General features: G+C 68.1%; 20 protein-coding genes. 5 read left to right on the top strand and 15 right to left on the bottom strand.

The annotated features are described in order from the left end of the window. Positions 1–34: 34 nt before the first annotated feature. The 3 genes from KI388_RS14260 to KI388_RS14250 all read right to left on the bottom strand — a co-directional run bounded on the left by KI388_RS14260 (position 35) and on the right by KI388_RS14250 (position 2,277). A complete protein-coding gene (locus KI388_RS14260) occupies positions 35–841 on the bottom strand; it encodes an aldo/keto reductase (RefSeq protein ID WP_215087234.1) in 807 nt (268 codons plus the stop codon). Between the two features lie 69 nt (positions 842–910). Continuing rightward, positions 911–1,972 (bottom strand): Lrp/AsnC family transcriptional regulator, encoded by a 1,062-nt coding sequence (locus KI388_RS14255; RefSeq protein ID WP_215087233.1) that lies wholly within the window; start codon positions 1,970–1,972, stop codon positions 911–913. Positions 1,973–2,118: 146 nt separating this feature from the next. Further along, positions 2,119–2,277 carry a hypothetical protein gene (locus KI388_RS14250; protein ID WP_199712321.1) on the bottom strand — a complete coding sequence of 53 codons (159 nt, stop codon included), beginning with the start codon at positions 2,275–2,277 and terminating at the stop codon, positions 2,119–2,121. 302 nt (positions 2,278–2,579) lie between these two features. On the opposite strand from KI388_RS14250, the gene KI388_RS14245 reads away from it, so the two are divergent. Next, complete coding sequence (locus KI388_RS14245) at positions 2,580–3,680, top strand: anthranilate phosphoribosyltransferase (protein WP_215087232.1); 1,101 nt, start codon at positions 2,580–2,582, stop codon at positions 3,678–3,680. 545 nt (positions 3,681–4,225) lie between these two features. Here KI388_RS14245 and KI388_RS14240 read toward each other — a convergent pair. The 3 genes from KI388_RS14240 to KI388_RS14230 all read right to left on the bottom strand — a co-directional run bounded on the left by KI388_RS14240 (position 4,226) and on the right by KI388_RS14230 (position 6,201). Then, complete coding sequence (locus KI388_RS14240; RefSeq protein ID WP_215087231.1) at positions 4,226–5,065, bottom strand: NAD+ synthase; 840 nt, start codon at positions 5,063–5,065, stop codon at positions 4,226–4,228. A gap of 108 nt (positions 5,066–5,173) precedes the next feature. Then, entirely contained in the window at positions 5,174–5,821 is a 648-nt protein-coding gene (locus KI388_RS14235) for an NUDIX hydrolase (protein WP_215087230.1), read from the bottom strand. Next, positions 5,818–6,201: a hypothetical protein gene (locus KI388_RS14230; protein ID WP_215087229.1), complete on the bottom strand. Its 384-nt coding sequence runs from the start codon at positions 6,199–6,201 to the stop codon at positions 5,818–5,820. Before KI388_RS14230 ends, KI388_RS14235 begins: the two co-directional genes overlap by 4 nt. A 126-nt stretch (positions 6,202–6,327) precedes the next feature. Here KI388_RS14230 and KI388_RS14225 point away from each other — a divergent pair, with 126 nt between their 5' ends. The 3 genes from KI388_RS14225 to KI388_RS14215 all read left to right on the top strand — a co-directional run bounded on the left by KI388_RS14225 (position 6,328) and on the right by KI388_RS14215 (position 9,221). Continuing rightward, positions 6,328–7,284 carry a DUF5787 family protein gene (locus KI388_RS14225; RefSeq protein ID WP_215087228.1) on the top strand — a complete coding sequence of 319 codons (957 nt, stop codon included), beginning with the start codon at positions 6,328–6,330 and terminating at the stop codon, positions 7,282–7,284. Between the two features lie 34 nt (positions 7,285–7,318). Continuing rightward, positions 7,319–7,729 (top strand): CBS domain-containing protein, encoded by a 411-nt coding sequence (locus KI388_RS14220; protein WP_215087227.1) that lies wholly within the window; start codon positions 7,319–7,321, stop codon positions 7,727–7,729. 127 nt (positions 7,730–7,856) lie between these two features. Beyond that, positions 7,857–9,221: an LLM class flavin-dependent oxidoreductase gene (locus KI388_RS14215; protein WP_215087226.1), complete on the top strand. Its 1,365-nt coding sequence runs from the start codon at positions 7,857–7,859 to the stop codon at positions 9,219–9,221. Between the two features lie 374 nt (positions 9,222–9,595). Here KI388_RS14215 and KI388_RS14210 read toward each other — a convergent pair whose 3' ends face one another. Then, positions 9,596–10,069 carry a deoxyuridine 5'-triphosphate nucleotidohydrolase gene (locus tag KI388_RS14210; RefSeq protein WP_215087225.1) on the bottom strand — a complete coding sequence of 158 codons (474 nt, stop codon included), beginning with the start codon at positions 10,067–10,069 and terminating at the stop codon, positions 9,596–9,598. Between the two features lie 276 nt (positions 10,070–10,345). On the opposite strand from KI388_RS14210, the gene KI388_RS14205 reads away from it, so the two are divergent. After that, positions 10,346–12,331 carry an aconitate hydratase gene (locus KI388_RS14205; protein ID WP_215087224.1) on the top strand — a complete coding sequence of 662 codons (1,986 nt, stop codon included), beginning with the start codon at positions 10,346–10,348 and terminating at the stop codon, positions 12,329–12,331. A 665-nt stretch (positions 12,332–12,996) separates the two neighbouring features. On the opposite strand, the gene KI388_RS14200 is transcribed toward KI388_RS14205, so the two are convergent. From KI388_RS14200 to KI388_RS14165, 8 genes are all read right to left on the bottom strand, one after another. Then, the gene (locus KI388_RS14200; RefSeq protein ID WP_215087223.1) at positions 12,997–13,650 is read right to left on the bottom strand and encodes a 30S ribosomal protein S7; all 654 of its coding nucleotides are present in this window, start codon (positions 13,648–13,650) and stop codon (positions 12,997–12,999) included. Further along, positions 13,647–14,075: a 30S ribosomal protein S12 gene (locus tag KI388_RS14195; protein WP_004599087.1), complete on the bottom strand. Its 429-nt coding sequence runs from the start codon at positions 14,073–14,075 to the stop codon at positions 13,647–13,649. Before KI388_RS14195 ends, KI388_RS14200 begins: the two co-directional genes overlap by 4 nt. Before the next feature lie 209 nt (positions 14,076–14,284). Next, positions 14,285–14,704 carry a NusA-like transcription termination signal-binding factor gene (locus KI388_RS14190; RefSeq protein WP_215087222.1) on the bottom strand — a complete coding sequence of 140 codons (420 nt, stop codon included), beginning with the start codon at positions 14,702–14,704 and terminating at the stop codon, positions 14,285–14,287. Beyond that, entirely contained in the window at positions 14,704–15,918 is a 1,215-nt protein-coding gene (gene rpoA2, locus KI388_RS14185; RefSeq protein ID WP_215087221.1) for a DNA-directed RNA polymerase subunit A'', read from the bottom strand. Before rpoA2 ends, KI388_RS14190 begins: the two co-directional genes overlap by 1 nt. Further along, positions 15,911–18,838: a DNA-directed RNA polymerase subunit A' gene (locus KI388_RS14180; protein WP_215087220.1), complete on the bottom strand. Its 2,928-nt coding sequence runs from the start codon at positions 18,836–18,838 to the stop codon at positions 15,911–15,913. The genes rpoA2 and KI388_RS14180 overlap by 8 nt, the downstream gene beginning before the upstream one ends. A 6-nt stretch (positions 18,839–18,844) precedes the next feature. Then, a complete protein-coding gene (gene rpoB / locus KI388_RS14175; protein ID WP_006629284.1) occupies positions 18,845–20,674 on the bottom strand; it encodes a DNA-directed RNA polymerase subunit B in 1,830 nt (609 codons plus the stop codon). Between the two features lies 1 nt (position 20,675). Next, on the bottom strand, positions 20,676–22,241 hold the full coding sequence (locus KI388_RS14170; RefSeq protein WP_008444332.1) for a DNA-directed RNA polymerase subunit B'': 1,566 nt from the start codon (positions 22,239–22,241) through the stop codon (positions 20,676–20,678). Beyond that, positions 22,238–22,468: a DNA-directed RNA polymerase subunit H gene (locus tag KI388_RS14165; RefSeq protein ID WP_215087219.1), complete on the bottom strand. Its 231-nt coding sequence runs from the start codon at positions 22,466–22,468 to the stop codon at positions 22,238–22,240. Before KI388_RS14165 ends, KI388_RS14170 begins: the two co-directional genes overlap by 4 nt. Positions 22,469–22,527: the final 59 nt, after the last annotated feature.

The raw sequence follows: 22,527 nt of genomic DNA, 5'->3' as shown, positions 1-22,527 counted from the left end.
TAGGGCTATATATCTCCGTCGGGTCGGCGACGGTTCAGCCCTGATTCCACGGCGCCTCCTCGAAGTCGACGATCCGCTCGCCGCGGTCCAAGGCGTCGATCCGAGCGATCTCGTCGTCGGTCAGGTCGATCCCGCGGGCCGCCCAGTTCTCCTCGACGTGCCCGAAGTCGGCCGCCTTCGGGATCGGCGCGACGCGCTCCTTCGAGAGCAGCCACGCGAGGCTCACCTGCGCCGGGGTGGCGTCGTGGGTCGCGGCGATCTCTCGAAGTACGTCCACCTCCGCGACGCGGTTGCGGGCGATAGGCGAGTAGGCGACGAGCCAGTGGTCGTGCTCGACCGCGTGCTCGCGGAGCCGCTCCTGTTGAAGCAGGGGGTGACACTCCACTTGGTGGGCGAACACGTCGTGGTCGAGGCGGTCGATCGCCTCGTCCAGCTGGTCGGGGCGGAAGTTCGAGAGCCCGATCCGGTCTATTACGCCGTCATCGACGAGGTCGTCGAGCGCGGGCAGCGTCTCCGCCGGGTCGTAGCTGTTAATCGGCCAGTGGACGTACAACAGGTCAATCGAGTCGACGCCGAGCCGGTCGCGGCTCACCCGCGCGGTCGCGGTCGCGTCGTCGTACGAGAGGTTGTCCGTCGAGAGCTTCGTCGCGACGAACAGGTCCTCGCGGTCGACGTCGGTGTCGTCGATCCCCGCCGACACCGACGCCTCGTTGTCGTACCCCTGCGCGGTGTCGACGTGGCGGTAGTCGGTCTCGATCGCGTGTGCGACGCCCGAAACGCACTCCTCGCCGTCGGCCAGTTCGTACGTGCCGTAGCCGAGTCGGTCGAACGCGTCGGTCATGACCACCGGTTTCGGCGGCCGCGGGAAAAATCCGCCCGTTCGCGCGGGCGACCCGGCGGACCCCGGCGGTCAGTCGGCGTCGTCCGCGACGAGGTCCTCGTAGCGCGCGCCGGTCTGTTTCAGCGTCTCCGTCGAGTAGAGCCGCTCGTGGGCGAACGGGAGGTGGTCGGCGGCCAGTTCGTCGATCTTCGCGTCGACCGCGTCCGCCTCGCGGCCGTGGATCATGGTGAACATGTTGTACTCCCAGCCCTGCTCGGAGCGGCGCGGCCGGTGGTAACAGAGGGTGACGTACGGGAGGCTCCCGACCGCCTCGCCGCGCGCGTCGAGGTCGTCGTCAGGCACGTCCCAGACCACCATACAGTTGTTCGTGAACCCGGTGACGACGTGGTTGACGATGCAGCCGATCCGCTTGATACAGCCGTCCGCGAGCAGGCGCTCGACCGCCGCCAGCACGTCGTCGACGGGGGCGTCGACCTCGCGCGCCACGTCGGCGTAGGGGGTCGCGGACAGCGGGAAGCCGTCCTGAATCGCTAAGAGGAGGTCCGCTTCGAGGGGCGAGAGGTCGCCACGCGCGTTCTCCGAGATGCGGGTGGCGGAGACGTCGGTCGATTCCAGAGATTCCCGCGCGAACCGATCGCCGTTCACCACCGGGAACTCCAAGTCGATGTAGTAGTCCGTCAACATCGGGAGCGCCAGCACCTCGCGGCCGGTTCGCTCCTCGATCTCTTCGAGGATCTCGTCGCGCCGCTCCCGGGAGCCGGCGGTGACGACGAACCACTGGTTCCACTCGTGGTCGCGCCGGTAGTTGTGGTTCACCTGTCGGTAGCCGTTGATCACCTCCGCGACCTCGTCGAACCGGTCCTCTGGCGCGCGCACCGCCGCGAGCGTCGAGGAACCGATCACGGGCGGGTTGAGCACCGCCCCGAACCGACGGAACACGCCGCGCTCGCGGAGGTCCCGGACGCGGTCGAGGAGTCCGGCGGCGTCGACGTCGGCCCCCGTCTCGGCCGCTATCTCGCGGGCGACCCGTTCGAAGGGGCGCTCCTCGACGGGGAAGCCGCTCTGGTACTCGTCGATGAGGGCCGCGTCGACCGCGTCGACGTCGGCCCGCCAGTCGGCGTCCAAACTCATTACGCGGATTAGGAGGCGGGCGTACGTACCGGTTTCGGAGGCGGTCAGGTGGGATTGGGGATCCGGGCCGACCGGTCGTCAGCGGGGGTGGGCGCCGGACGCGTCGGTCGGCGGCGGCGGGGGGCGACCCGCGGGCGCCGGACGCGTCAGTCGTCCGCGGGGGCCTCGCCCGGCGTCGGCGCGAACGCCCGGGCGCTCTCCTCTAGTTGCGCCGTCGAGCAGCCGCCGACGGTCGCGGCCTGTTCGAGCGTCAGCGTGCGGGAACGGTACAGCGTGAGCGCGGTGGCGACGGATTTGGACGTCATCGGGAACAACCGTTCACTAGATGGACGAACATATAACTCTAACGCCTTCAGAGGCGTGTTACAGAATTTGAAAAGGACAGAACCATCTGTTCGTGGTATAGATATAGACATAACCAGACATCCGTGTTTTTATTATTTGCGAACAAGTACCACGGACGAGACGATAGCCGCCTCGTCGGCGGGAGCCGGCGCTCGCGCGCGTCGATGATTTGACGTCGCGCCGAGCGCGCGGGAGTCGGTCCCCTTCCCAGCGGGCGGGAGTCGAGCGGGGGACTTTTCGTCGGAGAACCCGAACGGAACGTATGGCTCAGGCGACCCAGGAGTTCGGCGAGTGGCCCCTCAAGCGGCTGATGACCGAGGTCTGCGGCTCCGGCCACAAGTCGGCCGACGACCTGACGCGCGCGCAGGCAACCGAGGCGTTCGAACGCATCCTCGCGGGCGAGCCGGACCCGACGACGCTCGGGGCGTTCTGGCTCGCGAACCGCTGGAAGCGGAACGTCCCCGAGGAGTTGGGCGCGTACGTCGACGTGATGTGCGAGCGCGTCGAGTACGCCGAACCGGACGTCGACCCCGTCGACTGCGGCGCCAACTACGACGGGAAGGGCCGGACCGCCATCCTCGGCGTCGCGGCGGGCGCCGTCGCGGCCGCGGCCGGGACCCCCGTCGTCGTCCACTCCGGCGACCGCGTCCCCACGCAGAAGCAGGACGCGTACAAGCACGTCCTCGACGAACTCGGCGTCCGCACCGAACTGACGCCCGCGGACTCGGCCGACATGGTCGACGAGACCGGGTTCGGCTTCTACTACCAGCCCGCGTTTAATCCCGCGATCGACGACCTGTTCGACCGGCGCGACCAGATGGGCGTCCGGTCGTTCGTCAACACCGTCGAGACGCTGGCGAACCCCGCCGGCGCCTCCGTCCACCTCGGCTCCTTCTACCACCTCGCGTTCGCGAAGAAGGTGGTCGACACGTTCGTGGAAAGCGAGTTCCACGACCTCGACCGCGTCCTGATGTTCCAAGGCATGGAGGGGTACGACGACGTGCGCCCCGGCTACACGAAGGTCGCGGAGTGGGACGCGGGCGGCGCGGACGGCGACGGCGACGCCGGCAGCGAGGGCGCCTCCTTCGACGACTTCGAGATCGAGACCGCGGAGTACGGGATGGACCTCGAGGAGGACGACCTCGCGGTCGACGACGTAGCGGTCGAGTCGGCGGAGATCACCGAGGAGGTGCTGGCCGGCGAGCGCGACGGCGCCTTCGCGGACGCGGTCGCGGTCAACGCCGCGCTCCGGATCTACGCGGGCGAGGACGTCGACTCGATCGAAGAGGGCCTCGACGCGGCCCGCGAGGTCATCGACGACGGCTCCGCGTACGAGGTGCTGGAAGCGATGCGGGCGTTCTGAGAGCGGTCGCGTCCTCGGGATTCAGTTTGCGATCGAGCAGTGTTGCTGTCGGGTGTTTATAAGTAATCGAAGGCTCTGCGACGAATTTCTCCAAAGTTCTCGGCCGCTCGCTTATAAATAGATAATAGCAGATCGGTGGCGAACACCTCCAAAGCCCCAGCCGCGAGGCGGTACATGATCGATGACTCTCCGGTGAACACCTCCAAAGCCCCAGCCGCGAGGCGGTACATGATCGATGACTCTCCGGTGAACACCTCCAAAGCCCCAGCCGCGAGGCGGACGCACGCTCGCTGCGGTCCTCGTCACTCACTTCGTTCGTTCCTGCGGTCCTTACGTCGCCTGCGTCCGCCTCGCGACTGCCCCTTTGAGTCCCACCCCGCACAGCAACCGCACCTCACGCCTCCCCAGCCTCGTCGGTCGCCCGTCGCTTCGCTCCGGGCGACCGACTCCCTCGCGCGTGCTGGCTCGCAGGCCGCTGGCCCGCTCGCAGGCACGCGCCACCGCATCAGTTCTTTATAAGTATTCGTCGAGGCGCGGTCGGCTATTTATAGGTCTCGCTCGGGCGCCGGCGGCATCGCCCGCTTGTGCGCGCTGCGCTCGTAGAGGTCAACCACGCGGTCGACGGCTTCCGCGGGCACGTCGAGTTCGCGGACCGTCGCGGCCCGCGAGAGGCCGCCGTCGACGTGGACGGCGAGAATCGCGTCGACGGTGTCGTAGTCCAGCCCCATCTCCTCCGCGTCGGTCTGGCCCTCCCACATGCCCGCGGTCGGCTCCTGCATCACCAGTTCGCGGGGGACGCCGACGTGCGCGGCCAGCTGGCGCACCTGCTGTTTGTAGAGGTTGCCGATGGGGTTGCAGTCGACCGCCTGGTCGCCGTACTTCGTGTAGTAGCCAGTCATCGCCTCGGCGCGGTTGCCGGTGCCGAGGACGACCCGGTTTTCGGCGTTGGCGACGAAGTAGTTCATGACAGCGCGGGTGCGGACGTAGACGTTGCCCGCGGCGGTGCGGTCGTCGGCCGCCTCGGGGAAGGCGTCGAAGAACGCCTCCGCGATCGGCTGGATCTCGACCACGTCGTACTCGACCCCGAGGTCGTGCGCGACCCGCTCCGCGTCGCTCATCACGTCCGCGTCGTTGACGGCCGAGGGCATCGTGAGCCCGTGAAGCCCCTCCTCGCCCAGCGCCTCGACCGCGAGGTGGGCGGTGAGCGTGGAGTCGATACCGCCCGAGAGGCCGAGCACCGCGCCCTCCGCGCCCGCGTCGTCGACCACGTCGCGGACGAACGAGACGATGCGCTCGCGGGTCGCCGCCAGCTCCTCGTCCGAGAGGCGGAGGTCGAGCGGGGGGTCGTCCGACAGCAACACCGACTGCTCCGAGGTCTGACTCATGATAACACGTAGGGGCCGAGGCGACTAATACCTCCCCGTCGGCGCGGAGAACTGGACGTACGTCGGGTTCTCCGGGGGCCTGAGAGGGGTCACGGGGACCGCGAGCGGCTACAACAGCCCTTCGCGCTCCGCGAGCAGGAGCCCTTCGAGCGTCGCGTCGTTCGTCGGCGGCTCGCGCGCGATTTCCAGCGCCTCGTCGACCGGGACCGCCCGCGGAGCAAGGAACTCGTTGCTGTCGTGGTCGACGTCGACCGGCTCCAGTCCCTCCGCGAACACGTAGCCGCGCGTGTGCCGCAACACGCCCGTCGAACACCACACCTCCTGGAGCAGCGACGTCGACGACGGCTCGAAGCCGGTCTCCTCCGCCAGTTCGCGCGCGCCCGCCTCGGTGTACGACTCGCCCGACTCGACGATCCCCGCGGGAAGCTCCAGCTGCGTGTTCCGCACGGTGGGACGGTACTGCTCGACGAACAGCACCTGCCCGTCCGCGACCGCGACGACAACGGTCGCGGGCGACAGCTCCGCCCAGTAGTACTGCTTCTCCGTCCCGTCGGGCTGCTCGACGCGGTCGTAGCCGCCGACGAACCACCCCTCGTCGTACTCGACGACGACCTCCTTCACCGGCCACTCCGGCTCGCCCGGCAGCGAGTGGTTGCGACCGTCCGAGAACGCGGGGAGGTCGCGGAGGTCGGCGCCCGGGGCGTCGGGGTCGGCCCCTTCGTCCGGCGCGTCACCGCCCTCGTGTTCGCCCGTCATGAGCGGACCACCTCCGCGTGGTACACCTCGCCGTCGCGACGCACCCGCACGCCGGTCTCCGTCGAGGCGTTCGGCACCTGCTGAGTGAGCGCGTCCACCTCGTCGAACGGGGTGTGCGTGAACCACTCCTTCATGCCGTAGGGGCCGGTCTGGTACCCCTCGGATCGCCCGTCGTCGCTCTCTATCGCGCCGATCAGGAACGGGTACCGCCGGTCGGAGACGTTGTTCACGTCGGCGGCGGTGCCGTTCGTCTCGATCGGTTCGACGGTGAGGTAGTAGGGATCGCCGCTCCCGAGGTAGCTCGGGAGCGCGCCGAGCGCGAGCAGCGCGACGACGACCAAGGCGATGGCGACGAAGAGGTTCCGGGTGACCCGGCGCATGGCCTTGATAGGGACCGGCGGGGAATACCGGTTTCGACAGGGGCGAGCGTCTCGCCGGGAGGGAGACGAGCGAGCGGCCGACCGCGGCGCCGACGCGCTTTAGCCCGCCGCGACCCATCCTCCCGCATGGAGTACCGATTCGAGCTGGCGCTTTGCGCCGCGCTCGAATCCCCCGATCGCGTCGTCGCCCGGCAGCTCGGCGCGGGCGTGGAGGCGCCCGGGGGCCGCATCGTCGACGTCTGTCTGCTCTCGCCCGGCCCCGGCTTCGACGCCCGCGCCGCGATCAGCGCCGAGCGCATTCCCGACCCCGCCGTCGAGGCCGCCGTCGGTCCGGGCGAGGCCGTGCCGGTCAGCGACGCGTTCGACCTCCGGCCGGACCGGGCCGCCGCGGTGGTCGAGCGCGCGGTCGAGGTCGGCTACCTCGAACGCGAGCGCCGGAACGGGCGGCCGGTCGTTCGCGCGACCGCGCGCTACCCGGACGACTGGGCCGGCGACCTCGTCGCCGTCGAGAACAAGCCCGACCTCGGGACGCCGGGCGACCTGCAGGCGCAGCTGCGCTACGACGCCGCGCTCGGGCTGTTCGACCGCGTCGTCCTCGCGACCGCCTCCTACGTCACCCGCGCGCACCTCAACCGGATCCCGGACGCGGTCGGCGTCTGGCGGTTCGACCCGGAGACCGGGGAACGCGAGGTGGTCCGCGAGCCGACGCCGCTCGACCCGGACGCGCCGGGGGTCGAGATCACGGAGGAGCGCCCGTCCCGCACCGACGTCGCCCTCGTCGGCCCCGAGGCGAAGGCCCGCAAGCGGCGCCGGATAGCCGAGCGGGCGTACGGGAAGGGGTGGCGGCCCGAGCCGCCGGCGTGCGTACACGGGGAGGTGACCGCGGACGGGCGGCCGCGGTGCGCGCAGTTCGACCGCGTGGTCGACCCCGGTCGCGAGTGCGGGAGCGGGTGTCCCGCCTTCGAGCCGGCGGACCCGCCGGACGCGGACCGGGACCGGCTCCGAGACGAGCGGACGGCGTGGGTTGCGGACCCGAACGGGGGCGGGCCGCGCCGGCAGTCCGGCCTCTCACGGTATCTGTGAGAACGCTTATACGGCGAGAGCGGGTGTCTCGGGTATGGACGAGATCGAAGACGTGTTCGTGGCGCGGCTGATGTCGACGGACCTCCACACGGTGACGCCGGACACGCTGGTCGAGGACGCGGCCGCGGTCCTGATGGACAACGACATCAGTTCGGTGCTGGTCGTGGACGGCGACGACGGCGGCCTCGTCGGAATCTTAACCTCGACTGACTTCGTCGACATCGTCGCGAAGAGCCGGCCGAAAGCCGAGACGACCGTCGAGCGGTACATGACCGCCGACCCGATCACGGCGGGCGCGCAAGACGACGTGGCTGCGGTCGCCGCGACGATGCTCGACCACGGGTTCCACCACGTCCCGGTCGTCGACGGCGGCGAACCGATCGGCATCATCACCACCTCCGACTTCGCGGCGTACGTCTCCTCGCCCGAGTCCGTCTCGGCGTAGCGCACGCTCTCGGACCGAGTCGGGAGCGCCCGCGGGGTCCGCCGCCGCGTCGCCACGACCGTCCGCGACCGCGACAAGTGCCGCCACTTTCTGTGTCCGTATTACCCCGGAACGCGTACGGGAGCGCGTGTCCGACCACCTGCATCTCAACCTCTTCACCATGTCCTCGGTCGAGCACGTCTCGCCCGGGTCGTGGCGGTACCCCGGCGACCGGTCGGCGGACTACGCCGACCGCGAGTACTGGACCGAGGTCGCGCGCACCGCCGAGCGGGGCGGCTTCGACGCCGTGTTCTTCGCGGACGTGCGCGGCATCTACGACGTGTACGGCGACGACCGGGAGACGGCAGTCGAGAAGGCGGTCCAGACCCCCGCGAACGACCCGCAGCTCGTCGTCCCCGCGATGGCGGAGGTCACCGACGACCTCGGCTTCGCGGTGACGCGGTCGACGACGTACACCCACCCCTACCAGCTCGCCCGGGAGTTCTCGACGCTCGATCACCTCACCGACGGTCGGATCGCGATCAACGTGGTCACCTCCTACCTGGAGTCGGCCGCGGCGAACCTCGGCCTCGACGAGCGGATGGACAAGGAGACCCGGTACGACCGCGCCGACGAGTTCCTCGACGTCTGTTACAAGCTGTGGGAGGAGTCGTGGGACGACGACGCGGTCGAGGTCGACCGGGAGGCCGGCCGCTACAGCGACCCGGAGAAGGTCCGCGCCATCGACCACGAGGGCGAACACTTCTCGGTGCCCGGCCCGCACGGCTGCGAGCCGTCGCCCCAGCGCACGCCGGTCGTCTATCAGGCCGGCTCCTCGGACTACGGGCGGTCGTTCGCCGCGCGCAACGCCGAGGCAGTCTTCGCCAGCCAGCCGACCGAGGCCGGCGTCGTCGAGTACATGGAGGACGTGAAGTCGCGCGCGGCCGACGCCGGCCGCGACCCGGAGAGCCTCAGGTTCTTCATCGGGGTGGTGCCGGTCGTCGGGGAGACGCAGGCGCTCGCGGAGGCGAAGTACGAGGAGTACAAGCGGCACGTCGACGTCGAGGCGACGCTCGCGCTTCTGTCCGGCTTCCTCGACATGGACCTCTCGGCGCTCGACCCCGACCAGAAGGTCGAGCACATCGAGACGGACGCGATCCAGGGGACGATGAACGCGTTCACGAAGGCCCAGCCCGACCGCGAGTGGACCGTCCGCGAGGTCGCGGAGTTCTGCGGGCTCGGCACCACCTCCCCGAAAATCGTCGGCACGCCGGAACACGTCGCCGGCGAGCTACAGCGCTGGCACGAGGAGGTCGGCGTCCACGGGTTCAACGTCAAGGAGGTCGTCCGCCCCGACTCGCTCGTCGACTTCGTCGACCTCGTCGTCCCCGAGCTTCGCGAGCGCGGGCTGGTCCCCGAGGCGGACGCCGAACCCCCGGGCGAGACGCTTCGCGAACGGCTCCTCGGCGAGGGGCAGTCCCGGCTCCGCGCCGACCACCCCGCTCGGCAGTAGGGGGAGTCGGATCCGATGGCCGTCAAGTCGGCGTCGGGCGGTTTTCGATCCTGTTATCGAGCTGTTGTGAACGGATTTCCGGTATCTAATACGACGGCGCTGCCGGCCCCGGCACGCTTAAGTGTCTACCACCGTTTATCTCAGGTGACGCTTCGCTTGGAGGGCCGAAGCGTCAGCGGGGACCTACAGAACGACACGCCCGTGCCATCTTTTCCCGGCACGGGCGTGCCGTTCGTTCCTTTACCTACTGAGCGACTCGCTCATACACTGGACGACTCGCCCGCGCAGCGTCGCGTCGCCGCGTCGCGCACGAAACGTGACCATTCGTCGATGAGCGACGGACGAGGAGAGACCGAGTAGCCGGAGATCCGCTTTCAGAGCCGCTCGCCCTGATACTCGCCCTCGTACGTCCCGTCGTGGTCGGCCTCGGCGAGCACCAGCTGGGCGATGCGGGCGCCCGGCTCGATCTCGATCGGGTGGCCCACGTCGAGCCGTCCCTCCCCGACGCCCTCGTAGCCGGCGTCCCAGACCGCGGTGTCGAGGGTACAGGCGTTCCGCAGCAGCGTCGACCGCGGGAGGACGAACCCGATCCGCCCCTCCGGGATCCGCACCGGCTCGCCGTATCGGACGACGTAGCTCCCGCGTTCGAGCCGATAGCAGTCGCCCCGCGGCTCCAGCTCCCGCCGCTCGCCCACGCGCTTCCCGTCGCGCCCGAGCCGGCCGGGTTCGGTCTGTGCGAACACCGCGTCGACGGTGAGGTCGACGCCGTTCGGCTGTCGCTGCGCGTCGTCGAGGTCGGCGCCGGCCGCCTCCAGCGCCGCCGCGACCGCGGCTCCCGAGTCGAACATGCCCGTCCGGAACCGCGGGCGAGCCTAAACGGTGTCGCCCGCGCCTCGCGCCGGTCGCGGGGAAAGCGGTCGGTCTCGCCGTAAACGCTGAATCGTCCGTTTACGGCCGTTTCAGGCCCTTAATATCCTAAAACACTCGGCACGACTACGTATTTCACGGCTCGTGGCACCACGGCGAGATTGCCGCGAAAGTTGCCGCGTTGTGGGATCTAACACGGTCGATGTTTCGGGAAACTCGCGGGTTTTATATCCACGGGAGAGCCATCTGCGGATGATATGGGACAAACGATTACGGAGAAGATCCTCGATGAGCATCTCGTCGAGGGCGAGCTGACGCCCGGCGAGGAGATCGGCATCGAGATCGACCAGGTGCTGACGCAGGACACGACGGGAACGATGGTGTGGCTCCAGTTCGAGGCGCTGGACTTAGACGAGGTCCAGACGGAGCTGGCCGCGCAGTACTGCGACCACCAGACGTACCAGTTCGACTTCAAGAACACCGACGACCACCGCTTCCTCCGCTCCGCGGCGGGCACCTACGGCGCGTACTTCTCCCGGCCCGGGAACGGCATCTGCCACCAGGTCCACAAGGAGAACTTCGCGGCGCCCGGCAAGACGCTGCTCGGCTCCGACTCGCACACGCCGACCCCCGGCGGGCTCGGTCAGCTCGCGATCGGCGCGGGCGGGCTCGACATCGCCGTCGCGATGGGCGGCGGCCCCTACTACGTCGAGATGCCGGAAGTCGTCAACGTCCACCTCGAAGGGGAGCTCCCCGAGTGGGCGACCGCCAAGGACATCGCGCTCCACCTCCTCGGCGAGCTGACCGTCAAGGGCGGTGTCGGGAAGATCTTCGAGTACACCGGCCCCGGCGCCGAGAACCTCTCGATCCCCGAGCGCACCACGATCACGAACCTCGGCACCGAGCTCGGCGCCACCTCCTCGATCTTCGCGACCGACGAGAAGACGAAAGACTGGCTCGCGCGCCAGGACCGCGAGGAGGAGTACGTCGACCTCCAGCCCGACGACGACGCGGAGTACGCGGAGACGATCGAGGTCGACCTCGGCGAGCTCGAGCCGCTCGTGGCCGCCCCGTCGATGCCCGACAACGTCGCTCCCGTCAGCGAGTACGAGGGCACCGACGTCGAGCAGGTAATCATCGGCTCCTGTACCAACGGCGCCTACGAGGACATCCTCCCCAGCGCGAAGATGCTGGAGGGCCGCGAGGTGTCGAAGGGCACCGAGATGATCGTCGCGCCCGGCTCCAAGCAGGCCTCCGAGATGCTGGCCCGCGAGGGCTGGACCGCGGAGATGATGGCGGCCGGCGTCAACTTCTCCGAGGCGACCTGCGGCGCGTGCATCGGTATCGGCCACGTGCCCGCCTCCGACTCCGTCTCGCTGCGCACCTTCAACCGCAACTTCGAGGGCCGCTCGGGCATCGAGGACGACTCCGTCTTCCTCTGCTCGCCCGAGGTCGCCACCGCGGCGGCCATCACCGGCGAGATTGTCGACCCGCGCGACCTCGCGGACGACCTCGGCGACCTCGAGGAGCCCGGCTTCGAGATGGGGACGAAGTACGGTCCCGGCATGGGTGAGGACGACTCCGACATCATCTCGCCCGACGAGGCGATCGACGACGGCCTCGTCAAGGGCCCGAACATCGGTGACGTGCCGCTCAAAGACGACATCGACGTGGACGGCGGTGAGGCCCTCCTCAAGATGGAGGACAACATCACCACCGACCATATCATCCCGGCGACGGCGGACATCCTGAAGTTCCGCTCGAACATCGAGAAGCTCTCCGAGTTCACGCTCTCGCGCGTCGACGACACGTTCGCCGAGCGCGCGCTCGCCGCCGACGGCGGCGTCCTCGTGGCCGGGGAGAACTACGGGCAGGGCTCCTCGCGCGAGCACGCCGCGCTCTGTCCGATGTACCTCGGCATCGAGGCCGTGTTCGCCCAGAGCTTCGCCCGCATCCACAAGGCGAACCTCTTCAACTTCGGGATCGTCCCGCTGGCGATCGACGAGGAGACGTACGAGGAGATCGACCAGGGCGACGACCTCGAGATCGTCGACGACGTGCCCGCGGGCGTCCGCTCCGGGCAGGAGGAGTTCACCGTGAGCGTCAACGGCGAGTGGGAGTTCACCGCCGACCTCGACGCCTCCGAGCGCGAGCGCGACATCCTCGCGGCCGGCGGCAAGCTCTCGTGGGTCAAACAGCAGCACGCCGACGACGGCTCCGGCGCGGCGCCGGCCGACGACTGAGCGCGCTGTTCCGCGAGACTCAGCGATTCGCTTCCCGAATTTTTCGACGTGTCCGCTCTTTCAGCGGCGGTTGTGTGGATCGGTGGAGTGTCGTCGATTCCGGTGTGAACGAGAGCGGGAGTGGGTGTTACAGACCGGTCGCAACGGTACAGTATTTAAACAGCCATGAGCGACGCCGACAATCGCTTATAAATGAATGAGGCGGTGGCGCGCCCCGGTGAGCGCCCGAAGGGCGCGAACCGCCGGTGCGAGGGAGTCGCGAGCGAAGCGAGCGACGAGGCTGGGGAGGCGTGAGGTGCTGTGCGGCTGTGGTCGGGTGGGACTCAAAGGGGCAGCCGCGAAGACGAAGCCCGGCGCAGTAAGCACCGCAGGGAGCGAGTGGAACGAGCGACTGAGGAGCGCAGCAAGCCGCGCGAGTCGTCGCGGCTGGGGCTTTGGAGATCCTCACCGCGTCGTTGATCACGTATAAACAGCCGACGGCGACACCACTCAATCAGTTATAAACTACCGATCAATCGCATTGATACACATACTCCCGGTATCGATCGAGGGTCCTCCAAGCCGATCCACACACCTCAACGCCAAACAGCGCCACCGCTGCGCGGGTGGAGTCAAAACGGAAAACCGCGAAAACGCGTCCGGTCGGTCCGGCGTCGGAACCGGCGTTAACGGGCCGCGGCGGCGACGCGCTCGCGCTCCTCCTTCTGCGAGATGGAGTACGAGCGCTCGGCGTCGTAGTCCGCGGCCGTGGTGAGCTCGTTCGCGAGCGCCTCGGCGGCCGAGGTCGTCGACTTGTACGTCGCGCTGGCGACGGCGTCGGAGATGAAAAGCAGCGCCTGATCGACGCGGCGCTGGGGCGCGACATCGACCGCCTTCGGGACGGAGATGCCGCCGTACTTCAGGCGGACCGTCTCCTCTCGGGGCGCGGCGTTCTCGACGGCCGTCACGAGGATCTGGGCCGGGTTCTCTTCGGTCCGCTCGTGGACGATGTCGAAGGCGTCGCGAACGATCCGCGTCGCCTGCTGTTTCTTGCCCGTGTTCTCGTCCGTCTGCATCAGACGGTTGATGAGGCGCTCGACCAGCGAGATTTCGGACTTCTTGAACTGCTTAGACGCGTGGCGACCCATCGTGTGCGCGATGGGCGTCACGGTCATGTAGCGCTTCGTCGAGGGGTCCTCGTAGGCGATCTCGGTGACGTCCCAGACGTCGAACAGCTTGGCGTTCTCGTTGGCGGCCTCGCTGGACGCGGGCGCGTCCGGATCCGGCTCTTCGGCGGCGACGTCCTCCTCGGACGGCGCCTCGGTCTCCTCGCCGCTCATCTGACCGGCTTCTCCGCGTTACCGCGAACCAGTTCGATCATCGACACGCCGTTGACCTTCTCGACCTTGTAGTTGACGCCGGAGAGGTCGCCCATCGCGCGACCCTTCGCGCCGCCGATCCCGGCGATCGTGACCTCGTCGTGCTCGTCGATGAACGAGATCGCGCCGTCGCCGGGACAGAACGCGGTGACCTGCTTCCCGTTTTTGATAAGCTGAACCCGAACGCACTTTCGGATCGCCGAGTTCGGCTGCTTTGCCTCGATGCCGACCTTTTCGAGGACGATGCCGCGCGCCTGCGGGGCACCCTCCAGGGGGTCGGACTTCTTTTTGAGCCCGCGCTCGCGCCGAGCGTACTCGGAGTCGGACCAGCGGCGCTTCTGCCGGTCCTTTTTGAGCTTACGGGCCGCGTACTTGCCGTTCGCCATCGTACGTCTACTTCCGAACGGAGCTACTTAAGCGTCGTCTTTCTCCGCCGTGAAACGCCCTCAGATCCGTCGAGAGGTACCGCTTGGGAGATCTGAGGGCGTTTCGGTGATGAAACGACGACCGCAAAAAGGCGCTGAGCCGATAAGCCGCCGCGAAACGTCGTCGTTTCCGCGGTTCACGCGGCCGGGTCGAAGCGACGCCCGCCTCGTCAGGTCAGCTGAACGTCGTCGACGTCGTAGTGCCGCTCCGCGAGCCGGCGCGCGGTCTCGATGTTCGCGCCGTCCGCGCCGATGGCGACGCCGCGGTCCGCCTCGGGCACCTCGACGTACGCCACCCGGTCGTTCTGCTCCGAGATGGTGACGGCGTTGACGGCCGCGGGCGCGAGCGCGCTCGCGACGAACGCCTCGGCGGTGTCGGCGTCCTCGACCAGTTCGATCGACTTCGCGAGCCTGCGTTCGGCCTCCGCGACCGTCTCGCCGCCCTGCCCGATCGCGGCCGCCATCTCGCCGGCCGGGACGACGAACACGAGCCGGTCGCTCTCCACGAGGCAGTCGGTCGGCGTGACCCCGGTCAGCTCGTCGAACCGACCGATGTAGCGCCGCGCCTCGTCGGAGAGCTCGACGCGCATCAGTCGTCGCTCACGACGCGCGACCCCATCCGGAGGTCGACGTCGCCGGTCCCCATCGAGATGGGCTTGCCGGCGATGACGTTCTCGATGACGCCGTCCAGCTCGTCGTACTCGCCGTGGATCGCGGCGTCGAGCAGGTGGTTGACCGTCACCTCGAACGCCGCGCGCGCGAGCACCGAGTCCTTGTTGCCGGAGATGCCGTGCCGGCCGATGGACTCGATCTCGCCGTTGTTCGTCATGATGTCGGCGACGAGCATGAGGTGGCGGACGTTCACGTCGTCGAGGCCCTGCTCTTCGAGCGTGTTCTTCGTCTCGTCGATGATCGTCTCGCGGGCCGCCTCGACGCCGAGGTTGCGGTAGATCTCGTGGATGTTGTTACACGTCGTCCGCGAGGCGTCGACGCCCTCGATCGCGAGGGTGTCGCCAAAGGCCGACCCCTCGGTGTAGAGGACGAACTCCTCGTCGCCGTCGATCTCCTCTTTGCGGATGACGACGCGCTCGATCTCTTCTATCCCCTTGAACACGATCTCCCGGAGCCGCTCGACGAGCTGGAGCAGCTCGCGGTAGCTCGGCTCGTTGGGACCGAACTCGATCACGGTACCGGCCTGCCGGGCGTCGACGCCCAGCGAATCCTCGATCGTCTCGGCGATGATCTCAGCGACCTCCGTGGGGTCGGAGTGGGTCGGCCACCGCTCCAACAGCGTGTCGTCGTTCAAGTCGATCCGGACCAGCATGTCCGCGACGTTCGTGGACACGTCTCCGAGCGCAAGGATGCGCGTCGCCTCGATCGACCAGACGACCTCGTGGGCCTTCTCGCGGTCGGTCGCGTACTCCCCGTCGAGGTGGACAGTCATCATCGGCGTGTCCGGCGTCTTCCGGGCGTCCACCAGCTCGATGAGCCGGGGGAGCCCCTGCGTGACGTCGATTTCTGCGACGCCGGCGTAGTGGAACGTGTTCATCGTCATCTGCGTCCCGGGCTCGCCGATCGACTGCGCCGAGACCGTCCCGACCGGATCGAGTGGGTCGACTCGCGTCTTCTCGTAGCGGTTCACGACGCCGTCGACGATGTCGGTCGCCTGCTCGATGGAGACCGCACCGGCCTCGTCGGCCTTGCGGTCTATCGCCTCATACACCTTCGTCTTGAGCCGGCGGGGGAGCTCCGTCGCCTCCACGACCGCCTCCATGTCCTCGGTGACGTGGTCGTACTCAGTCATCCGACTCCACCTCCAGTTCCGCGGCCTTGTTCAGGCCCGGCCCGGCGTGCTCCGAGAGGTTCGTCGGCGGCTCGCGCTCGCCGAGGAACCGCTCTTTCTCCTCGTCGGAGGCGAACTCGGCGTCGACGACGCGGTCGACGATACCGTCGACGTCGATGCCGTCCTCCTCGCCGGAGGAGACCTTCACCGGCGAGGTGCCGTCCTCGCCGAACTCGAACTGGACGATGCGGCCCGAGGTGTCCCGGACCGTGCCGTCGTACTGCGCTTCCAGCTCCGAGAGCGCGTTGATGAGCCGGCGCTGGAGGTAGCCGGACTTGGAGGTCCGGACCGCCGTGTCGACCAGCCCCTCGCGGCCGCCCATCGCGTGGAAGAAGAACTCCTCGGGCGTGAGCCCGCCGCGGTAGGAGTTCTCCACGAAGCCGTGCGCCTCCGAGGAGAGGTCGTTCGGTCGGTAGTGCGAGAGCGTCCGGTCCTCGTAGCCGCGGTTGATCCGCTCGCCGCGGACCGCCTGCTGGCCGACCGAGCCGGCCATCTGTGTCAGGTTCAGCATCGAGCCACGCGCGCCCGAGCGGGCCATCACGACCGCCGGGTTGTCGTCGCCGAAGTGCTGGTCGGCGATCTCCCCGGCCGAGTCGCGGGCCTTCCCGAGCGTCTGCATGATCTTCATCTCCAGCGTCTCGTCGACGCCGCGACCCGGCAGCGACTCCAGCTCGCCGGCCTCGTACGTCGCGATGAGCTCCTGAACGCGGTCGTAGGCGCTCTCGATCGCCTCGTCGACCTGCTCTTCGGCCTCCGGCGGGATCGACTCGTCGTCGATCCCGATCGAGAACCCGAAGTTCATGATCGCGCGCATGGCCAGCGACGCGATCTCGTTGATGAACACGCGCGAGCGCGTCTCGCCGTACTCCTTCGTGAGCGTGTCAACGACCTCGCCGCCGAACGCGCCGACCGCGTCCTCGTCGATGGTCCCCTCGATCAGCTGGCCGTGCTCGATGACGACGCTGTCGCCGGCAGAGGAGGTAAAGGAGAGGTCGAGGTCGTCCGGGAGCAGCTCGGAGAACAGGGTCCGACCGGTCCAGAACTCGCGGCCGTCGTCGTCGACGCCGTCGGCCTCGGGCAGCTCGTCCACGCGCGTCGCGCGCAGGAGGTCGAGCGCCTGCGTCTCGGTGAACTCGGGGTTCGAGTGGGTGAGCAGGTAGGTCCCGGAGATGTGGTCCTGAATCGCGCCGATGATGTTCCCGCCGAAGCGGGGCGAGAGGATCTGCTCTTGCACGCGCATGAGAACGCGGGCCTCGGCGCGGGCCTCCTCGTTCTGTAGCGCGTGCATGTTCATCTCGTCGCCGTCGAAGTCGGCGTTGTACGGCGGACAGACGACGGTGTTGAGCCGGAACGTCTTGTACGGCATCACCACGACCTCGTGGGCCATGATGGACATCCGGTGCAGCGAGGGCTGCCGGTTGAAGATCACGATGTCGCCGTCGACGAGGTGGCGGTTGACCTCCCAGTCGGCCTCGACCTTCTCGGCCAGCTCCTCGCAGTTCTTCTCGGTCACCTTCAGCCGGCGACCGTCGGGGCGGCGCACGTAGTTCGCGCCGGGGTGGGCCTCCGGCCCGTTCCGGACGTACTGACGCGCCTCCTCGACGTTGCGTTCGGTGACGTTGAGCGTCTGGGTCATCTCCCTGGCGACGCGGTCCGGGACGCCGACCTCGTTCAGCGAGAGGGTCGGGTCCGGCGAGATGACGGTCCGGGCGGAGAAGTTGACGCGCTTCCCCGACAGCGAGCCGCGGAAGCGGCCCTCCTTGCCCTTCAGCCGCTGGCTGAGGGTCTTGAGGGGGCGGCCGGAGCGGTGTCGCGCCGGCGGCGTCCCGCTGATCTCGTTGTCGACGAACGTGGTGACGTGGTACTGGAGCAGCTCCCAGAGGTCCTCGATGATAAGCTGCGGGGCGCCCGCCTCGCGGTTCTCCATGAACCGCTGGTTGATCCGGATGATGTCGACCAGCTTGTGCGTGAGGTCGTCCTCAGAGCGCTGGCCGTTGTCGAGCGTGATGGAGGGTCGGGTGGTGACCGGCGGGACCGGCAGCACCGTCAGGATCATCCACTCCGGACGGGAGTGCTCGGAGTCGATGCCGAGCACCTCGAGGTCCTCGTCCGGGATGTTCTCGAACCAGTCGCGGATGTCCGAGGGCATCAGCTTGTTCATGTCCTCCTCGGTGAGGTCGACGTCGAGCGCCGTCTCGATGGCGCGGCGGTCCTCCTTGCGCGGGCGGAACTCGCCGGCCATGATCTCGTTGATCCGGTCTACGGCGATGTCCGTCTTCTCCGCGAGCTCCTGCGGCGAGGTGCCCGGGTCGTCCTCCTCCTCGTCGGGCTGCATCGCGGCCGCGATGCGCTCGGAGTAGTCGCCCGAGAGCACGTCCTGGACCTCGTAGTAGGTGGTCGGCTTCTCGTGTTTGATGTCCGCCTGCGGCTCGCCGCAGAACGGGCAGGTGGACGCCTTGCGGGCCTGCCGGACGGCGGCTTTCAACACGTCGTGCTCGTCGTCGCCCAGCTCCTTCGCCCGCTCGTAGCGGTCGCGGAACTCGTCGCGCTGCGCGTCGTCCAAGGCGAGCCGGCCGCACTCGCGGCACGTCGAGCGGAGCAGCCGCCGGATGAGCTTCGTGAAGCCCACGTGGATGACGGGCGCCGCCAGCTCGATGTGGCCGAAGTGGCCGTTACAGGAGCCGGAGTGCGAGCCGCAGGTCCGGCACTCAAGTCCGGGGTCGATGACGCCCAGCCGCGGGTCCATCAGCCCCATGTCGATCGGATAGCCGTCGTCGTCGTACGTGTCGGCCGTGATCACCTTCGTCGCGGACATGTCCCGGTACGTCTCCGGGTCCATGAGTCCGAAGTCGATCCCGCCGAGCACTTTCGGTGTTTGCATTGACATCTAAATCGCGTCCTCCAGTTCGAGTTTCGGTCGGATGCCGAGAGCGATCATCTCGTCGAGCAGCAGCTTGAACGCGTAGCTGACCTCCAGCTCGTGGATGTCGTCCTCGTCGCCCGTGACCGGGTCGTACACGCGGCGCTGCTCGCGGTCCTCGACGGCGACCAGCCCGGTCTCCGCGGAGACGTGGACCGTCTCGGCGTCCGAGGACTCCAACAGCCGCTCGTTGAGCACCATCGACGCGCCGTGGCCGATGATCGTGTCGCGCTCCATCTCCCCGACGCGTAGCCCGCCCTCGCGGGCGCGCCCCTCGGTCGGCTGGCGCGTGAGCACCTGGACCGGCCCGCGCGAGCGAGCGTGGAGCTTGTTCGACACCATGTGGTACAGCTTGTGGTAGAAGATCGTCCCGACGAAGATCTCGGCGTCGATCTTCTCGCCGGTGACGCCGGAGTACATGACCTCCTTGCCGGAGGACTTGAACCCGTGGTCCTCTAACCCGTCGCGGAGCTCCTCCTCGTCTTCGCCCTGGAACGGCGTCCCGTCGACCCGGGAGCCGCGCAGGGAACCGACCTTCCCGCCGAGCATCTCCAGCACGTGGCCGACCGTCATCCGCGACGGCAGCGCGTGCGGGTTCATCACGAGGTCGGGGACGACCCCCTCCTCGGTGAACGGCATGTCCTCCTGTGGCGCGAGGTGGCCCACGACGCCCTTCTGGCCGTGGCGGGACGCGAACTTGTCTCCCAGCTCGGGGACGCGCTGGTCGCGCACCTTCACCTTCGAGAGCTTGGAGCCGTCCTCACCCTCCATCAGCGTCACCGTGTCGACGACGCCCGACTCGCCCGAGCGCATCGTGACCGAGGTCTCGCGCCGCTTCTGCGGGGAGAGCCCGCCCATGTCGTCCGGCTCCTCGAGGAAGCGCGGCGGGCTGGTCTTGCCGAGCAGCACCGAGGACTCGTCCACCTTCGTCTCGGGGTTGACGAGGCCGTCCTCGTCGAGGTGGGTGTACGCGTCCTCGCCGCGGGCACCGCGGACGTCTTGGTCGGGGATCTCGAAGCGGTCCTCCTGGCCGCCGGGGTAGCGGCGCTCCTCGCCCTCGTAGGTTCGGAAGAAGTGCGAGCGGGTGAGCGCGCGGTCGACGGAGCCCTGGTTCATCACCAGCGCGTCCTCGATGTTGAACCCCTCGTAGGACATCACGGCGACGACGAAGTTCTGCGCCGCCGGCCGCTTGTCGAAGCTGATCTGGTCGGACGTCTGCGTCTTCACCATCGCCAGCTGCGGGTAGTGTAGCAGGTGCTGACGCGTGTCCGGCCGGATCCGGTAGTTGGCCGAGGGGAGTCCGAGCGACTGTTTCATCATCCCCGCGCCCATCGTAATCCGGGGGCTCGCGTTGTGCTCGGGGTACGGGATCATCCCCGCGCCGATACCGAACACGAGCTGCGGGTCGATCTCGAGGTGCGTGTGGTCATCGCTCACGTCCTCCTCGTCGACGGCGACGAGGATGTCCTCTTCCTCCTCGGCGTCGATGAACTCGACGTAGCCGCGCTCGACGAGGTCCTCGAACTCGACGTCGCCGCGTTCGAGCGCCTCGATCTCCTCGTCGCCCAGCAGCGGCTCGCCGTTCTCGACGACGATGAGCGGGCGCCGAGCCCGCCCGGCGTCGGCGTTGACGATGACCTCGCGGGTCCGGTCTTTCACCGAGACGTTCACCATCTCGCTCACGTCGCCGCGGCGGCGCGCCTCGCGGATCTGTTCTGCGAGCTCGTCGGGGTTCTCGTGGGTGCCCACGAGGCTCCCGTTGACGTACACCTTCGCTTCGCGTTCTGCTTGTGCCATGTTAGTCGTCCGCCGTCTGTCGTTCGACGCCCTCGATGCCGGGGATCCCCTCGACACCCATCGACGCCAGTTCTCGTTTCAGCCCCTGTTCGTCCTCGACGGTCTGTGACAGCTCCATCGCCTGCGCGAAGTTCTTCACCAGCCCGCAGTTCGGTCCCTCCGGCGTCTCGGAGGGACAGATGCGACCCCACTGGGTCGCGTGGAGGTCCCGCGCCTCGAAGTGCGGCTGCGACCGCGACAGCGGCGAGCGCAGGCGCCGGAGGTGCGAGAGCACGCCCATGTAGTCCGTCCGGTCGACGAGCTGGGAGACGCCCGAGCGGCCGCCGACCCAGTTGCCCGTCGCGATCGGGTGTTCGAGCCGCTCGGTCAGCACGTCCGAGCGGACGACCGTGTTGACCGTGAGCTGCCGGTTCCGCATGTTGGCCCGTTCGAGCTGGTACTTCACGTCGCGCGCCAGCTTGTTGAGGGCGGTGCGGAACAGGTCGCGCATCAGGTCGCCGGAGACCTTCAGGCGCTTGTTCGCGTAGTGGTCCTTGTCGTCGGCCTCCCGGCGGTCCAAGGCGAGCTCGAAGCACGCCTCGGCCATCCGGCAGAGGTAGTACGCCTTGTTGATCCGCACGTCCTCCTCGTCGACGCCCTCCTCGTGGAGGTGCGGCAGGAGGTAGCGGTCGATGACGTAGTTCGCCCGCTTGAGCTGGTAGTTCTTCCCCTGCCCGGAGGCGACGCGCTCGCCGAGGGTCTCGATGGCCCCCTCGGTCGTCTGGACGTCCGCCTCCTCTAAGTTCTCCAGCATGAACTTCACTATCTCGGGGTCGTCCGAGACGCGGTGGACGATCTCCTCGTCCGACTCCAGCCCGAGCGCGCGGACCAGCGTCACGAAGTCGATCGAACCCGACACGGAGGGGAACGACACCTCGAGCAGCCCCTCGCGGTTGCGCTCGCAAAGCACCAGCGCGCGGTACCCGCGGCGCTGGGAGAACGTCTTCGCGACCTGAATCTCGTCGCCGTACTTCGAGTCGTACTCCGCGAGGATCTTGTTCGGCGCCAGGTCCTCCGAGGTCATCAGCACGCGCTCGGAGCCGTTGACGATGAAGTAGCCGCCGGGGTCGACGGGGTCCTCGCCGATGTCGATGAGCTCCTCGTCGGAGAAGCCCGCCATGTTACACTTGTTCGAGCCGACCATGATCGGCATCCGGCCGACCTTGGTCTCGGTCGTGTCGACGACCTGCTCCGGCTCGTCCTCGCCGCCGCGCACGATGGACATCTCCATGAACACGGGCGCCGAGTAGGTGATGTTGCGGAGCCGCGCCTCCTGCGGGTACAGCAGTTCCTCGGAGCCGTCGGCCTCGCGGACGCGCGGGGTGACCATCCGCACGTCACCGAGTTCGACGTACACCGGCTCTTGGCCCTCCTTGTCGCCGATGTCCGTCTCGATCGTCTCCTTCTCGTCGACGACCTCCTGCATGCCGCGGTCCAGGAAGTTGTTGAACGAGCGGAAGTGGTGTTCTGCGAGCCGTTCGTCGGAGAAGTATTCGCGTGAAACCACGCGTCGGTCTTGCCTGTTCATGAGACGACCAGTCGGTACACGACCGCCTCGTCGGTCGTGCGGGAGTTTCGAACGATCTTCACCACGTCACCGACTTCGGCCTCGTCGGGGAGCGCGGGATCCGTGCGTTTGATCTTCGGTAAGTCAGTCTTCTTCACGTCGTACTCCGCCAGGACCGACTCGACCTCCTCGGGGTCGTCGAGGAGCACGTGGTCCGGGACGAGTTCGTGTTGGCTTACGTCTACCATGGGTGCTGGTGGTGGGGAGAAGCTATCACGAGATACTACAGGTAGATACATGCGCCAGC

Origin of the sequence: Halorubrum sp. 2020YC2 (genome assembly GCF_018623055.1) — an archaeon.
In the GTDB taxonomy this organism is placed as follows: Archaea; Halobacteriota; Halobacteria; order Halobacteriales; family Haloferacaceae; genus Halorubrum.
Note: the sequence above shows the minus strand (reverse complement) of the source record. Positions and strands in the feature narration are given on the sequence as shown.

Bases quoted from the DNA above. Each gene is read 5' to 3' on its own strand.
- KI388_RS14200 (WP_215087223.1), bottom strand. From the start codon at position 13,650: ATGAGCGGCGAGGAGACCGAGGCGCCGTCCGAGGAGGACGTCGCCGCC.
- KI388_RS14245 (WP_215087232.1), top strand. From the start codon at position 2,580: ATGGCTCAGGCGACCCAGGAGTTCGGCGAGTGGCCCCTCAAGCGGCTG.
- KI388_RS14190 (WP_215087222.1), bottom strand. From the start codon at position 14,704: ATGCGCGTCGAGCTCTCCGACGAGGCGCGGCGCTACATCGGTCGGTTC.
- KI388_RS14225 (WP_215087228.1), top strand. From the start codon at position 6,328: ATGGAGTACCGATTCGAGCTGGCGCTTTGCGCCGCGCTCGAATCCCCC.
- KI388_RS14220 (WP_215087227.1), top strand. From the start codon at position 7,319: ATGGACGAGATCGAAGACGTGTTCGTGGCGCGGCTGATGTCGACGGAC.
- KI388_RS14165 (WP_215087219.1), bottom strand. From the start codon at position 22,468: ATGGTAGACGTAAGCCAACACGAACTCGTCCCGGACCACGTGCTCCTC.
- rpoA2 (WP_215087221.1), bottom strand. From the start codon at position 15,918: ATGACTGAGTACGACCACGTCACCGAGGACATGGAGGCGGTCGTGGAG.
- KI388_RS14210 (WP_215087225.1), bottom strand. From the start codon at position 10,069: ATGTTCGACTCGGGAGCCGCGGTCGCGGCGGCGCTGGAGGCGGCCGGC.
- KI388_RS14250 (WP_199712321.1), bottom strand. From the start codon at position 2,277: ATGACGTCCAAATCCGTCGCCACCGCGCTCACGCTGTACCGTTCCCGC.
- KI388_RS14205 (WP_215087224.1), top strand. From the start codon at position 10,346: ATGGGACAAACGATTACGGAGAAGATCCTCGATGAGCATCTCGTCGAG.
- KI388_RS14240 (WP_215087231.1), bottom strand. From the start codon at position 5,065: ATGAGTCAGACCTCGGAGCAGTCGGTGTTGCTGTCGGACGACCCCCCG.
- KI388_RS14235 (WP_215087230.1), bottom strand. From the start codon at position 5,821: ATGACGGGCGAACACGAGGGCGGTGACGCGCCGGACGAAGGGGCCGAC.
- rpoB (WP_006629284.1), bottom strand. From the start codon at position 20,674: ATGGCACAAGCAGAACGCGAAGCGAAGGTGTACGTCAACGGGAGCCTC.
- KI388_RS14195 (WP_004599087.1), bottom strand. From the start codon at position 14,075: ATGGCGAACGGCAAGTACGCGGCCCGTAAGCTCAAAAAGGACCGGCAG.
- KI388_RS14180 (WP_215087220.1), bottom strand. From the start codon at position 18,838: ATGCAAACACCGAAAGTGCTCGGCGGGATCGACTTCGGACTCATGGAC.
- KI388_RS14255 (WP_215087233.1), bottom strand. From the start codon at position 1,972: ATGAGTTTGGACGCCGACTGGCGGGCCGACGTCGACGCGGTCGACGCG.
- KI388_RS14230 (WP_215087229.1), bottom strand. From the start codon at position 6,201: ATGCGCCGGGTCACCCGGAACCTCTTCGTCGCCATCGCCTTGGTCGTC.
- KI388_RS14170 (WP_008444332.1), bottom strand. From the start codon at position 22,241: ATGAACAGGCAAGACCGACGCGTGGTTTCACGCGAATACTTCTCCGAC.
- KI388_RS14260 (WP_215087234.1), bottom strand. From the start codon at position 841: ATGACCGACGCGTTCGACCGACTCGGCTACGGCACGTACGAACTGGCC.